This window comes from Streptomyces sp. NPDC060028, assembly GCF_042736725.1.
GTDB lineage: Bacteria > Actinomycetota > Actinomycetes > Streptomycetales > Streptomycetaceae > Streptomyces.
This window is the reverse complement of sequence record NZ_JBHWVJ010000004.1, coordinates 160,405-173,798: the sequence shown is the minus strand read 5'-3', so window position 1 is coordinate 173,798 and position 13,394 is coordinate 160,405. Positions and strand designations below refer to the sequence as shown.

Sequence of the window (13,394 nt, the reverse complement as noted above, 5' to 3'; positions counted from 1 at the left end):
CGATCAGTCCACCGTCACCGGCACGCGGTGACCCATCCCACGCTCGTTCACCCGGTTCCGGGCGGCCGGCGCGGGCCCCGACGCGGCCGGAGCCGAGGCCGCCGGCGCGGACGTGTTCACGATCCGGCTCGGGGCGGTCGGCGCCAGCTTCGCGCGCAGGGCCAGCAGGGTGACCAGCGCGACCGCGGTGGCCGCCAGGGGCACCAGGAAGCCGTACGAGGAGCCGTGCGCGTCCGTGAGCCGCCCGGCCACGGTCACCGCGGCGGCCTGCCCGAAGGCGACCGCTCCGGTGAGCCAGGTGAAGGCCTCGGTGCGCGAGGCGGCCGGGATCAGCTGCTCGATCATGGTGTAGCCGGTGATGAGCGCCGGGGCGATGCACAGGCCGACGACCAGGCCGAGCGCGCCCAGCACGATCATCGAGTTCGCGGCCCACAGGACCGAGGCGGCGGCGGTGAGGCCGATGTAGCCGAGGATCAGGCGGCGGCGCGGGCCGATCTTCCAGGCGACGGCGCCCATGGCGATGCCGGCGACCATGTTGCCGGCCGCGAAGATGCCGTAGAGCAGGCCGTTGGCGCCGGGGTTGCCGATCTCCTCGGAGAAGGCGGCGAGCGAGACCTGCATGCCGCCGAAGACGGCGCCGATGCCGATGAAGGCGACGATCAGGACGCGCAGGCCCGGGAAGGACAGGGCGGAGGCGTGCTTCTCACCGTCGGCGGCGCGGGGCGCCGCCTTCGGCTCGGTGGAGCGCCGGGCGGCGAAGAACAGGCCGCCGAGCAGCGTCAGCGCGGCCTCGGTGGCCAGGCCGGCCGCCGGGTGGATGCCGGTGCACAGCGCGGTGGCGAGCACCGGGCCGATGACGAAGGTGAACTCGTCGGTGACGGACTCGAACGCGGCCGCGGTCGGCAGCAGCGGGGAGCCCTCGAGCTTGGCCGCCCAGCGGGCCCGGACCATGGGTCCGACCTGCGGGACGGAGGCGCCGGCCGGGACGGCGGCCAGCGCGAGCGCCCACAGCGGGGCGCCGATGAGGGCCAGCACGGTCAGCAGGCTGACGGCGGCGGTGTGGCCGAGCACGGCCGGGACCAGGACGGCGCTCTGGCCGCGGCGGTCGGTGAGCTTGCCCATGACCGGGGCGAAGAGGGCCATGGAGACGCCGGTGACGGCGGCGACGATGCCGGCGTCGCCGTAGGAGCCGGTGGCGTGCTGGACGAGCAGCAGGATGCTGATGGTCAGCATGCCGAAGGGCAGTCGCGCTGCGAAGCCGGGGAGTACGAAGCCGAGGGCGGCGGGCGTGCGCAGGAGCTGTCCGTAGCCGGGGCGGGCGGACGTGTCGGTCGTGACCGCGGATGTCACGGCCTTGCCTTTCCGCTGCCTGGTAGAACTCCCCGTCTGCGGACGGTGCATCACCTTGTGAGCGATCGCACCCGTACATGTGGGAGCCCCGAGAGCTGTCCTCTTGCGCAGAACCGAGTGATACCTGGGCGCCCACTGCGGGAGGGTGCCACGGCCGCTTTGCGGTCGCGCCAGCTCTGCGTCAGGCAGAGTTGGTTCGATGTGGTGTGCCTTTATCGTACAGGCAGGGCTGGTCTTACGCCCTGTGATTCCCGTGACAAGGTGTGTCTTCACCTGCGATTAACTGGAACTTCGCATTCCGGCCCCGGTCAAAAGCGGGTGAACCCCGACAGAAGCCATCGAAATTGGCCGAATTAGAACGCCGCTCTAAGGCCGACCTGTGTCGCGGGGCCCCGGCTCCTCGCCCGTCCCCAGCCAGCCGGCCAGCTTGCCGCCCCGGGCCACCGCCCGCAGCCGCGCCTCCGCCGCGTCCCGCACCGGATCCGTGGCCACCACCAGCAGCTCGTCCCCGCGCCGCAGCACCGTCTGCGGCAGCGGTACGAAGCTCTTGGCGTCCCGCACCACCAGCGTCACGGAAGCCCCCGGCGGCAGCCGCAGCTCGCTCACCTCGACGCCGTGCATCCGCGAGGCCGCCGGGATCGCGAAGGACAGCAGGTGCCCGCGCAGCTTCTCCAGCGGGGCCGACTCGATCCCCAGGTCCGAGGCGCCCTCGTCGCTGTCGCCGAGCTTCAGCTTGGCCGCCACCCACGGCAGCGTGGGGCCCTGCACCAGGGTGTAGACGACGACCAGCACGAAGACGATGTTGAAGACCCGCTCGCTGCCCTCGATCCCGGACACCATGGGGATGGTCGCCAGGATGATCGGCACGGCTCCGCGCAGGCCCGCCCACGACATCAGGGCCTGCTCCTGCCAGGGCAGCCGGAACGGCAGCAGGGAGACGAAGACCTCCAGCGGCCGCGCCACCATCGTGAGCACCAGTCCGATGATCACGGCGGGCCAGAAGTCGCCCGCCAGCTCGTGCGGGGTGACCAGCAGTCCCAGCAGGACGAACATGCCGATCTGGGCGATCCAGCCGAGCCCGTCCGCGAAGCCCCGCGTGGCCGGCCAGTGCGGCAGCTTCGCGTTCCCGAGGACCATGGCCGCCAGGTACACGGCGAGGAAGCCGGAGCCGTGCGCGATCGCGCCGGCGGCGTACGCCGTGATCGCGATGGCCATGACGGCGATCGGGTAGAGGCCCGAGGCGGGCAGTGCCACGTGCCGCAGGCCGTACGAGCCGAGGAAGCCCACGGTGAGGCCGATCGCGACGCCGATCGCCAGCTCCAGCGCGATCTTGCCGAGCAGGACGTACCAGTCGTCCACCGGCCCGACGGTCGCGAAGGCCACGACCAGGATGACCACGGGGGCGTCGTTGAAGCCGGACTCGGCCTCCAGCACACCCGTCACCCGCGAGGGCAGCGGGACCTTGCGCAGTACGGAGAAGACGGCCGCGGCGTCGGTCGAGGAGACGACCGCGCCGATCAGCAGGGCCTGGCGCCACTCCAGGCCGACCAGGTAGTGCGCGCCCGCCGCCGTGACGCCGACGCTGACCGCGACGCCCACCAGCGACAGCACGATCGCCGCCGGAAGCGCCGGTCTGATCTCTTTCCACTTGGTGCCCAGACCACCCTCGGCGAGGATCACGACGAGTGCGGCATAACCGATGACCTGGGTCAGCTCGGCATTGTCGAATACGACGTTGCCGATGCCGTCCTGGCCTATCGCGATGCCTATGCCGAGGTAGATGAGCAGGCTGGGCAGGCCGCTGCGTGAAGAGACGCGCACCGCCGCCACGGCGACGAGCAGCACGAGCGAGCAGACCAGCAAAAGCTCATTGAGCGTGTGGACAGTCAGCGGGCGGCCCTTTCCTCAATGCGCGCCCGGCGGAGTGTTCCTCCCGGCGGCGTATTCGGCAAGTACTTCGTTACCTTACCTAATCTTTGACGTCTCTTTACGTGATAACCACATTGTGAAACGCCTGTTGGCCCCTGTCCTCAGCACCCTCCACCCCTGGCGGATCAACGAAGGCAGTCCTGCGCCTATGGTTGCTCCCAGCACTCCCAGGACCACCCTGCCCCTCTAAGGACAGCGATGCCCGCCAACGAAACCGCCCCTTCCGTCAAGAAGAAGGGACGACGCGCCCGTCTGATCGTGCTCGTGCTGGTCCTGGCGCTCGTCGCGGGCCTCGGCTACGGGGCGTACTGGAGCCTGGACAGCCTGCGCGCCTCGTACCCCCAGGCCACCGGCTCCCTCAAGGTGCCCGGGCTGACCGGGACCGTGGACGTCAAGCGCGATTCCCACGGCATTCCCCAGCTCTACGCCGACAACGACGAGGACCTCTTCCGTGCCCAGGGCTTCGTCCACGCGCAGGACCGGTTCTGGGAGATGGACGTACGCCGCCACATGACCTCGGGGCGGCTCTCCGAGATGTTCGGCTCCGGCCAGGTCGAGACCGACGCCTTCCTGCGCACGCTGGGCTGGCGCCAGGTCGCGCAGCAGGAGTACGACACCAAGCTCACGCCGGAGACGAAGAAGTACCTGCAGGCCTACGCCGACGGGGTCAACGCGTACCTGAAGGGGAAGTCCGGCAAGGACCTCTCCGTCGAGCACGCCGCCCTCAAGCTCACCGCGAGCTACCAGCCCGAGCAGTGGTCCCCGGTGGACTCGGTGGCCTGGCTCAAGGCGATGGCCTGGGACCTGCGCGGCAACATGCAGGACGAGATCGACCGCGCGCTGATGTCGGGCAAGCTCTCGCAGGCGCAGATCGACGACCTGTACCCGCCGTACCCCTACGACCGCAACAAGCCGATCGTCGAGGGCGGCAAGACCGAGGGCGGGAAGTACACCCCCCAGGCGGGCGGCGGCTCCGGCTCCAACCCGGGCGCCCAGGGCGCTGCCGGCTCCCCGGTCTCCGCGAACGGCGCCACCGAGAGCGGTCTCGCCGGCAACGCCACCGCCCAGGGCGCGGCCGTGGGCCTGCGCACGCACATGAGCGCGCTGGCCGACACCCTGGACCAGATCCCCGCGATACTCGGCCCGAGCGGCAGTGGCATCGGCTCGAACTCCTGGGTCATCTCGGGCAAGTACACGACCACCGGCAAGCCGCTCCTCGCGAACGACCCGCACCTCTCCCCGCAGCTTCCCTCGGTCTGGTACCAGATGGGCCTGCACTGCCGCACCGCCTCGGCCCAGTGCCAGTTCGACGTGAGCGGCTTCACCTTCTCCGGCATGCCGGGCGTGGTCATAGGCCACAACGCCGACATCGCCTGGGGCATGACCAACCTCGGCGCCGACGTCACCGACCTCTACCTGGAGCAGGTCAAGCCCGAGGGCTACGTCTACGACAACAAGGTGCTCCCCTTCACCACCCGTGAAGAGGAGATCAAGGTCGCCGGCGGCAAGAGCAAGAAGATCACCGTCCGCACCACCAACAACGGCCCGCTGATCTCCGACCGCAGCGACGAGCTCGCCACGGCCGGCGCCCGCGCCCCCGTCGCCAGCTCCGCCCCCGACCGCGGAGACGGCTACGCCGTCGCCCTGCGCTGGACGGCGCTGGACCCCGGCAAGTCGATGGACGCGGTCTTCAAGATCAACCGGGCCAAGGACTTCAACAGCTTCCGCGCCGCCGCCCGCGACTTCGAGGTCCCGTCCCAGAACCTGATCTACGCCGACAGCAAGGGCGCCACCGGCAACATCGGCTACCAGGCGCCCGGCCGGATCCCGATCCGCACCGCCGGCGACGGCCGGATGCCCGCCCCCGGCTGGGACTCGAAGTACGCCTGGAAGGGCGGCAAGGACGGCAACGCCGGCTACATCCCGCAGGACGAGATGCCCTGGGACCTCAACCCGGCGCGCGGCTACATCGTCACCGCCAACCAGGCCGTCGCGGAGCCCGGCACCGGCCCGGGCAAGTACCCGTACCTGCTGACCACCGACTGGGGATACGGCGCCCGCAGCCAGCGGATCAACGACCTCATCGAGGCGAAGACCAAGGACAGCGGCAAGATCTCCACCGACGACATGCGCACCATGCAGATGGACAACAGCAGCGAGATCGCCGCGCTGCTGACCCCGATGCTGGCCAAGATCGAGGTCTCGGACCCCGACGTGCGCTCCGCGCAGAAGCTCCTGGAGGGCTGGAACTACACCCAGGAGCCCGACTCGGCGGCCGCCGCCTACTTCAACGCGGTCTGGCGCAACATCCTCAAGCTGTCCTTCGGCGACAAGATGCCCAAGGAGCTGCGGATCGAGGGCAGCTGCATGAACGTCCGCGGCAACGGCACCGGCCCGGCCGACGACCTCGCCAAGACCGTCCGCGAATGCGGCACCCGCGGCCCCGACTCGGCGCAGCCCGACGGCGGCGACCGCTGGTTCGAGGTGGTCCGCCGGCTGGTCAAGGACGAGAAGTCGCCCTGGTGGAGCTCGCCCAGGAAGGGCCTGACCGTGCCGGCGACCACCACCCGCGACGAGCTCTTCGCCCGGGCCATGGAGGACGCCCGCTGGGAGCTGACGGCCAAGCTCGGCAAGGACCAGTCCACCTGGAGCTGGGGCCGGCTGCACCAGCTGACGCTGAAGAACCAGACCATCGGCACCGAGGGCCCCGGCTTCATGCAGTGGCTCCTCAACCGCGGCCCCTGGAACCTCGGCGGCGGCGAGGCCACCGTCAACGCGACCGGATGGAACGCCTCCGGCGGCTACGGGGTCACCTGGGTCCCGTCGATGCGGATGGTCGTCAACCTCAACGACCTCGACAAGTCGCGCTGGATCAACCTGACGGGCGCCTCGGGGCACGCGTACCACGACAACTACACGGACCAGACCACGATGTGGGCCAAGGGCGAGCTGCTGGACTGGCCCTTCGGCAAGGACGCGGTCGACAAGGCGACGACCGAGACCCTGACCCTCAAGCCGGCCGGTTCGAACTAACCGAAACGCACCACGCCCGACGGGGTGGCCACCGCCTGGACGGGGTGGTCGTGCGGTTCCTCCGGGACCCGCGCGACCACCTCTTCGTCGTACAGGAGCACCACCAGCGCGGGGTGCGCCCCGGCCCGCTCCAGTCGCTCCAGCACCCGGTCGTACGAGCCCCCGCCGCGGCCGAGCCGCATCCCGCGCCCGTCCACGGCGAGCCCGGGCAGCAGCACGGTGTCGGCTCCGGTCACCGCGTCGGGCCCCAGCCGCGGCCCGGCCGGCTCCAGCAGCCGCATCTTCCCCGGGTGCGAGGCCTCGGCGAGGCTGCCCGGGCCCTCGTACGCCGCCCAGTCGAGGTCGTTGTCGGGCAGCAGGACGGGCAGCAGCACCCGCTTCCCGGCTCCCCGCAGTGCGTCGAGCAGCTCGTGCGTACCGGGTTCGCCGCCCACGGAGACGTACGCCGCGACCGTGCGGGCATCGGCCAGCTCGGGCAGTGCGAGGGCGGAACGGGAGAGCGCGCGGGCCGCCGTACGGCGGGCATCCCCGGACAAGGCGCGGCGGGCGGCGAGGAGTTGCCCGCGCAGCTCCGCCTTCACGTCGGAGGGCGGGCGGTTCGCGCCGGGGGGTCGGCTCTCTTTCATGGCTGATTCACAGTTCCTTCCATACTGGCCTGAACATGGACTTTCTCCTCTGAATCCAAAGGGAGGCAGTCCCGGCGACCGACTATCGTTCTGCCCATGACTCAGTTGCACCCCGTGATCAAAAAGGCCGTCATCCCGGCTGCCGGCCTCGGTACCCGCTTCCTCCCGGCGACGAAGGCCACCCCCAAGGAAATGCTCCCCGTGGTGGACAAGCCGGCCATCCAGTACGTGGTCGAGGAGGCCGTCTCGGCGGGCCTGGACGACGTCCTGATGATCACAGGGCGTAACAAGCGTGCGCTGGAAGACCACTTCGACCGCAACTACGAGCTGGAGTCGGCGCTCATCGCCAAGGGCGACGACGACCGCCTGAAGAAGGTCCAGGAGTCCAGCGACCTGGCCACCATGCACTACGTCCGCCAGGGCGACCCGCGCGGCCTCGGCCACGCCGTGCTGTGCGCCGAGCCGCACGTCGGCGACGAGCCCTTCGCCGTCCTCCTCGGCGACGACCTCATCGACCCGCGCGACCCGCTGCTGCGTCAGATGGTCGAGATCCAGCTCCGCACCGGCGGCACCGTCGTCGCGCTGATGGAGGTCGACCCGGCCCACGTCCACCTCTACGGCTGCGCCGCCGTCGAGGCCACCGACGAGGAGGGCGTCGTCCGCGTCACCGGCCTCGTCGAGAAGCCGGACGCGGCCGACGCGCCCAGCAACTACGCCGTCATCGGACGCTATGTCCTCAACCCCGCGATCTTCGACATACTGCGGGAGACCGAGCCGGGCCGCGGTGGGGAGATCCAGCTCACCGACGCCCTGCAGAAGCTGGCCGCGGACGAGACCGTCGGCGGCCCGGTGCACGGCGTGGTCTTCCGGGGCCGCCGCTACGACACCGGCGACCGCGGGGACTACCTGCGGGCCATCGTCACCCTCGCGTGCGAGCGTGAGGACCTGGGCCCGGACTTCCGCACCTGGCTTCACCGTTACGTCACGGAGGAGATGTAGCACCTTGAGCAGTTCCGCACCGCAGGACACCGGCCAGCACCGACTGTGGTCCGTGGACGAGCACCTCGCGGACGTCCTCGCCGCCGTCCGGCCGCTGGAGCCCATCGAGCTCCAGCTGCTGGACGCCCAGGGCTGTGTCCTGGTCGAGGACGTCACCGTGCCCGTCGCCCTCCCGCCCTTCGACAACAGCTCCATGGACGGCTACGCCGTCCGCACGGCCGATGTCCAGGGCGCGAGCGAGGAGTTTCCCGCGGTGCTGACGGTCGTAGGGGACGTGGCGGCGGGCAGTGGCGAGCTGCCCACCGTCGGCCCCGGCCAGGCCGCCCGCATCATGACCGGCGCCCCGCTGCCGCCCGGCGCGGAAGCCGTCGTCCCGGTCGAGTGGACCGACGGCGGCACGGGCGGCGGCGCGGCCTCGGGGATGACCCCGGCCAGCGCCGCCCCCGAGGGCGCGGCCGGCGAGGTACGGGTGAACCGCGCCGCCGAGGCCCGGGCGCACGTCCGCGCACGCGGCAGCGACGTACAGGCCGGGGACCTCGCGCTGGCCGCGGGCACGGTGCTGGGCCCGCCGCAGATCGCGCTGCTCGCCGCCATCGGGCGGGGCACCGTACGGGTGCGGCCGCGCCCTCGGGTGGTCGTCATGTCCACCGGCAGCGAGCTGGTCCAGCCGGGCGAGGCACTGACCCCCGGGACGATCTACGACTCCAACAGCTTCGCGCTGGCCGCGGCCGCGCGGGACGCCGGGGCCATCGCCTACCGCGTCGGCGCCGTCGCCGACGACGCCGAGACCCTGCGCGCCGCCATCGAGGACCAGCTGATCCGCGCGGACCTGCTGGTGACCACGGGCGGCGTCAGCGTCGGCGCGTACGACGTGGTCAAGGAGGCCCTCACCGCGGTCTCCACCGGTGCGGAGGGCGTGGACGGCGCCGGGATCGACTTCCGCAAGCTCGCCATGCAGCCCGGCAAGCCGCAGGGCTTCGGCACCATCGGCCCCGACCACACCCCGCTGCTGGCCCTGCCCGGCAACCCGGTCTCCTCCTACGTCTCCTTCGAGCTGTTCGTGCGCCCCGCGATCCGCGCGCTCATGGGCCTGCCGCAGTCCGAGGTCAGCCGGCCGAGCGTGCGCGCGGTGCTCGACGCGGACAAGGCGCTGGGCTCCCCGGCGGGCCGCCGCCAGTTCCTGCGCGGCAAGTACGACGCCGACGCCGGCACGGTCAGCCCGGTCGGCGGATCGGGCTCGCACCTGATCGCCGCGCTCGCGCACGCCGACTCCCTGATGGTCGTGCCGGAGGACGTCACCTCGGTCGAGCCGGGGACCGATCTGGAAGTGGTCCTGCTCGGCTGAGGCCCGCCGGATGCGGGTAGCGTGTGTCGCACCACACAGGCCCCCACCGGGCCCAGAGCGGAGCGGCACAGCATGAGTACCGAGAGCAGGCTCACCCACATCGACGAGGCCGGCGCGGCCCGGATGGTCGACGTCTCCGCGAAGGACGTCACCACTCGCACGGCGCGGGCCAGCGGGCGGGTACTCGTCTCCCCCCGGGTGATCGAGCTGCTGCGCGGCGAGGGCGTCCCCAAGGGCGACGCCCTCGCCACCGCGCGGATCGCCGGGATCATGGGCGCGAAGAAGACCCCCGACCTGATCCCGCTGTGCCACCCGCTGGCCGTGTCCGGCGTGAAGGTGGACCTGTCGGTCGCCGATGACGCCGTCGAGATCCTCGCCACCGTGAAGACGACCGACCGTACGGGCGTCGAGATGGAGGCGCTGACCGCCGTCGCCGTCGCCGGGCTCACCGTGATCGACATGGTCAAGGCCGTCGACAAGGGCGCGGTCATCACGGACGTACGGGTCGAGGAGAAGACGGGCGGCAAGTCCGGCGACTGGGCGCGCTCGTGAACGCCCCCCGCGGCGGCGAGGTCCACAGCCACGCGCACACCGACACCCCCGCGGGCGGTTCGCCCGCCGCGGGCGAGGCCTGGGCGGCGCAGGCTCCCGAGGCCGGCGCCCCGGCGGCGCTGCGGGCCCTGGTGGTCACGGCCTCGAACCGCGCCTCCAAGGGCGTGTACGCGGACCGGGGCGGCCCGGTGCTCGCCGAGGGGCTGGGCGCGCTCGGCTTCGCGGTCGACGGCCCGCTCGTCGTCCCTGACGGGGATCCCGTGGAGCAGGCGCTGCGCGAGGGCGTGGCCGCCGGGTACGACGTCATCCTCACCACCGGCGGCACCGGCATCTCGCCGACCGACCGCACCCCGGACGCCACCGCGCGGGTGCTGGACTACGAGATCCCGGGCATTCCGCAGGCGATCCGCGCCGAGTCCCTGGCGCAGGTGCCGACCGCGGCGCTGTCCCGGGGCCTCGCGGGCGTGGCCGGACACACCCTGATCGTGAACCTGCCGGGCTCGACGGGCGGGGTCCGCGACGGCCTGGCCGTGCTCGGGCGCGTCCTGCTGCACGCCGTCGACCAGATCCGGGGTGGCGACCACCCGAGACCCACGGGGAGCCCGAGCTGAACGGCCCTTCCTGGCCGGTGGTGCTGACCGACGGCGACGTCACGCTCCGGCCGATAAAGCTGCGGGACCAGGCCGCCTGGCGCGAGGTCAACCGCCGCAACCGCGACTGGCTGCGGCCCTGGGAGGCGACGATTCCGCCGCCCGCGCCCTGGGGGCCGGTGATCCAGCGGCCCACGTACCGTCAGATGGTCCGCCATCTGCGGGCGGAGGCGAACGCCGGGCGCATGCTGCCCTTCGTCATCGAGTACCAGGGCCGGCTCGTCGGCCAGCTCACGGTCGCCGGGATCACCTGGGGCTCGATGTGCGCGGGCCACGTCGGCTACTGGGTGGACCGCGAGGTGGCGGGCCGCGGGGTGATGCCGACGGCGGTCGCGATGGCCGTGGACCACTGCTTCACCAAGGTGGGGCTGCACCGGATCGAGGTGTGCATCCGCCCGGAGAACGGGCCGAGCCGGCGGGTCGTGGAGAAGCTGGGCTTTCGTGAGGAGGGACTGCGTCCGCGTTATCTGCACATCGACGGGGCGTGGCGGGACCACCTCGTGTACGCGCTCACGATGGAGGAGGTGCCGGAGGGGCTGCTGCGCCGCTGGCACCGCGGCCGGCACCCGCACTCGCCGCCCAAATAAAAGCGAATATCCGTTCGAATTTGAGCGTTCGAGAACCGATTCGCCCATAACTTGATCCGAAGAATCACAAAAAAAGTCCGTGATATCAGCCGGATCGTGCGACACACCGGCCCAATTGGCGGATTCCCTCGGCCGCGCCCCTCTACGGTATGAGGTGTGAGCAGCAGCGGCCTCATCTACGCAGTCATTGTCGGGGCCTGGGCCGCCTACTTGGTGCCCATGTGGCTCCGGAGGCAGGACGAGCTGAACGAAGCCCGTCCGACGGAACGCTTCTCCACTGCCATCCGGCTGCTGTCCGGCCGGGCGGGAATGGAGCGCCGTTACGCCAAGGGACTGCGCGGGCGCGGTGACGAAGAGGCGCAGCCCCAGCCCCCCGCGGACCCGGACGCCGCGACGGAAACGGTGAATTCCGTGGACGCCGACGCCCGGGTCATCGCCGTGCCCCCGACCAGGGCGGAGCCGAGATCGGCCGCGTCCGAGCGGGCGGACCGGGCGGAGCGGGCCCGGCGCGAACAGCGCCTCCAGGTGCTCGCGCGCCGGCGGCGCACCACCGCGCTCCTCTTCCTGATCTTCACCCTCGGTGCCGTCGCCGCGGCCGTCGGCGGCCTGCAGTACCTGTGGGCCCCGGCCGTCCCCGCCCTGCTGCTGAGCACGTACATCGTGCACCTGCGGGTCCAGGAGCGGCGGCGCTACGAGTTCACCATGGACCGGCGGCGCGCCGAGGCCGCCGCGCGCCAGCTCCGCGAGAACCGCCCGCGCCGGCGCGAGGCCGAATACCCCGAGTACCCCGAGTACCCCGAAGACGCCACCGCGGCCGGCTCCGAACCGGACCCGGCGCCACCGGTCTCCCCGCAGGAGGCCGGGCGCCGCGCGCTGGTCGAGCAGACCGACCACGCCGAGTGGGTGGACCAGCAGCGCGAACGCGAGCGCGGCCCCGCCCGCGGTGACAGCTGGGAGCCCGTCCCGGTCCCGCTGCCGACGTACGTGACGGCCCCGGTCGCCCCGCGCGCCACCGGCCCGGCGGCCCCCGACGCCTGGAGCGCGGCCCGCTCCAGCACCGCGGAGCCGACGGAACCGCGCCTGCGCGCCCAGCCCCACCCCCAGCAGCAGCCCGCGTCCCGGCCCCGCCCCCGTGACACGGCCCGCACGCCGCTGTTCGACCAGTACGAGAGCGACGAGCGCCCCCGCGCCGCGAACGAGTGATCGGTGACCTGCGCGGACGCTCCCGGTTATCGGTTTTGGAGCACCCGCGCGGGGATGCTAATGTTTCACACGTCGCAAGGGCCTGTGGCGCAGTCTGGTAGCGCACCTCGTTCGCATCGAGGGGGTCTGGGGTTCAAATCCCCACAGGTCCACAAACGACAGTTCGCGAGTAGCTCTCGGGAACGTCAAGAGATCCCGTCCGGTCGGAAGACCGGGCGGGATCTTTGCATTTCCGGGCGCGCCGCCCACGGCCTGGTTTTCAACCGCGTTGCATGGCAGGCCCCTTGGGCGAGACGGCAGCAATCCGGACGCGGCGCCGTCGGACCGGACCCAGGCCGTCGCGTACTGGCAGACCGGCGGCGTCGGTGTCAAGGAGGCCGCCGAGCGTGCGCTCCTCGGGTCGGACGCGGACGTCAAGAAGTTCCTCGAAGACGGCCCGGGCATCGAGTACGACGACAACTACATCGAGGCCAGCCGGTTGTTCGCCACCGGCGGCCTGGACGGAGTACCAGGAGATCAATGCCGCCTTCGCGCTCGGCGAGTACGTGATCGAGACGGTCGAGTTCCTCGTCGAGGACCCGGGCCGGGGTCACGGGGCGAGCGACTTCGTCATGCAGCGGCTCGAGTCGTAGAAGCGGTAGTGGCCGAACTTCTCGGACGTCGTGTAGCCCGACGAGAGGTAGAGGGCTATCGCCTCCGGCTGCTGGTCACCCGTTTCCAGGGCCATGCGGACGCGGCCCGCCGCGCGGGCGTCGGCTTCGAGTTCCGCCAGGATCCGGCGGGCCAGGCCCAGGCCGCGGGCCTCCGGGATCACGTACATGCGCTTCAGCTCGGCGTCCCCGTCCGAGTAGCCCTCGTCGTTCGCGTCCTGGCTGCGCCAGCCGCCGCTGGCGACCGGCGCGCCCGTGGCGTCGTACGCGAGGAGGTAGAGGCCGCTCGGCCGGGCGAACATCGCCGGGTCCAGGAATGTGACATCGCCCTCGCCGTCGTACCGCACCTGGTACTCGAGCTGGACCTGGTCGTTGAGTTTGACCGCGTCCGGGTGGTCGTACGGCACGGCGCGGAGGTTTATACCGTGAGACATTCGAATATCGTACGGAACCATCCCGCTAGGGTGCAG

Annotated in this window: 11 protein-coding genes, 1 tRNA gene and 1 pseudogene; 9 read left to right on the top strand and 4 right to left on the bottom strand. The window is 71.5% G+C overall.

Annotated elements, in window-relative coordinates:
• Positions 1 to 3 precede the first annotated feature (3 nt).
• Together ACFWBF_RS03920 and ACFWBF_RS03915 are read right to left on the bottom strand one after the other, a co-directional pair.
• Positions 4 to 1,350 (bottom strand): MFS transporter, encoded by a 1,347-nt coding sequence (locus ACFWBF_RS03920; protein ID WP_385594673.1) that lies wholly within the window; start codon positions 1,348 to 1,350, stop codon positions 4 to 6.
• A gap of 366 nt (positions 1,351 to 1,716) precedes the next feature.
• Complete coding sequence (locus tag ACFWBF_RS03915) at positions 1,717 to 3,213, bottom strand: potassium/proton antiporter (protein WP_385594671.1); 1,497 nt, start codon at positions 3,211 to 3,213, stop codon at positions 1,717 to 1,719.
• 264 nt (positions 3,214 to 3,477) lie between these two features.
• Here ACFWBF_RS03915 and ACFWBF_RS03910 point away from each other — a divergent pair, with 264 nt between their 5' ends.
• The gene (locus tag ACFWBF_RS03910; protein WP_385594667.1) at positions 3,478 to 6,312 is read left to right on the top strand and encodes a penicillin acylase family protein; all 2,835 of its coding nucleotides are present in this window, start codon (positions 3,478 to 3,480) and stop codon (positions 6,310 to 6,312) included.
• On the opposite strand, the gene ACFWBF_RS03905 is transcribed toward ACFWBF_RS03910, so the two are convergent.
• Positions 6,309 to 6,938, bottom strand: a complete 630-nt coding sequence (locus tag ACFWBF_RS03905; RefSeq protein ID WP_385594664.1) for a 5-formyltetrahydrofolate cyclo-ligase — start codon at positions 6,936 to 6,938, stop codon at positions 6,309 to 6,311. The genes ACFWBF_RS03910 and ACFWBF_RS03905 overlap by 4 nt on opposite strands.
• 96 nt (positions 6,939 to 7,034) lie before the next feature.
• Here ACFWBF_RS03905 and galU point away from each other — a divergent pair, with 96 nt between their 5' ends.
• The 8 genes and pseudogenes from galU to ACFWBF_RS03865 all read left to right on the top strand — a co-directional run.
• Complete coding sequence (gene galU, locus ACFWBF_RS03900) at positions 7,035 to 7,937, top strand: UTP--glucose-1-phosphate uridylyltransferase GalU (RefSeq protein ID WP_385594662.1); 903 nt, start codon at positions 7,035 to 7,037, stop codon at positions 7,935 to 7,937.
• 4 nt (positions 7,938 to 7,941) lie between these two features.
• Complete coding sequence (gene glp, locus ACFWBF_RS03895) at positions 7,942 to 9,282, top strand: gephyrin-like molybdotransferase Glp (protein ID WP_385594657.1); 1,341 nt, start codon at positions 7,942 to 7,944, stop codon at positions 9,280 to 9,282.
• A 72-nt stretch (positions 9,283 to 9,354) separates the two neighbouring features.
• Positions 9,355 to 9,834, top strand: coding sequence for a cyclic pyranopterin monophosphate synthase MoaC (gene moaC, locus ACFWBF_RS03890; protein ID WP_030662516.1), 480 nt, complete (start codon positions 9,355 to 9,357; stop codon positions 9,832 to 9,834).
• Positions 9,831 to 10,445, top strand: coding sequence for a molybdenum cofactor biosynthesis protein B (locus ACFWBF_RS03885; RefSeq protein WP_385594655.1), 615 nt, complete (start codon positions 9,831 to 9,833; stop codon positions 10,443 to 10,445). The genes moaC and ACFWBF_RS03885 overlap by 4 nt, the downstream gene beginning before the upstream one ends.
• Positions 10,446 to 10,462: 17 nt before the next feature.
• Complete coding sequence (locus ACFWBF_RS03880) at positions 10,463 to 11,071, top strand: GNAT family N-acetyltransferase (RefSeq protein WP_385594652.1); 609 nt, start codon at positions 10,463 to 10,465, stop codon at positions 11,069 to 11,071.
• Positions 11,072 to 11,227: 156 nt separating this feature from the next.
• Complete coding sequence (locus ACFWBF_RS03875) at positions 11,228 to 12,274, top strand: hypothetical protein (protein ID WP_385594650.1); 1,047 nt, start codon at positions 11,228 to 11,230, stop codon at positions 12,272 to 12,274.
• Between the two features lie 78 nt (positions 12,275 to 12,352).
• Positions 12,353 to 12,426: transfer RNA gene (locus ACFWBF_RS03870), tRNA-Ala, on the top strand.
• A 116-nt stretch (positions 12,427 to 12,542) separates the two neighbouring features.
• A pseudogene (locus ACFWBF_RS03865) lies at positions 12,543 to 12,659 on the top strand (hypothetical protein); the annotation flags it as partial.
• A gap of 204 nt (positions 12,660 to 12,863) precedes the next feature.
• On the opposite strand, the gene ACFWBF_RS03860 reads toward ACFWBF_RS03865, so the two are convergent.
• Positions 12,864 to 13,358, bottom strand: a complete 495-nt coding sequence (locus tag ACFWBF_RS03860; RefSeq protein ID WP_385594647.1) for a GNAT family N-acetyltransferase — start codon at positions 13,356 to 13,358, stop codon at positions 12,864 to 12,866.
• Positions 13,359 to 13,394: the final 36 nt, after the last annotated feature.

What these genes read in the sequence shown, in the direction of transcription:
- ACFWBF_RS03905 (WP_385594664.1), bottom strand. Translation starts at nt 6,938, where the DNA reads ATGAAAGAGAGCCGACCCCCCGGCGCGAACCGCCCGCCCTCCGACGTG.
- galU (WP_385594662.1), top strand. Translation starts at nt 7,035, where the DNA reads ATGACTCAGTTGCACCCCGTGATCAAAAAGGCCGTCATCCCGGCTGCC.
- ACFWBF_RS03860 (WP_385594647.1), bottom strand. Translation starts at nt 13,358, where the DNA reads ATGTCTCACGGTATAAACCTCCGCGCCGTGCCGTACGACCACCCGGAC.
- ACFWBF_RS03910 (WP_385594667.1), top strand. Translation starts at nt 3,478, where the DNA reads ATGCCCGCCAACGAAACCGCCCCTTCCGTCAAGAAGAAGGGACGACGC.
- moaC (WP_030662516.1), top strand. Translation starts at nt 9,355, where the DNA reads ATGAGTACCGAGAGCAGGCTCACCCACATCGACGAGGCCGGCGCGGCC.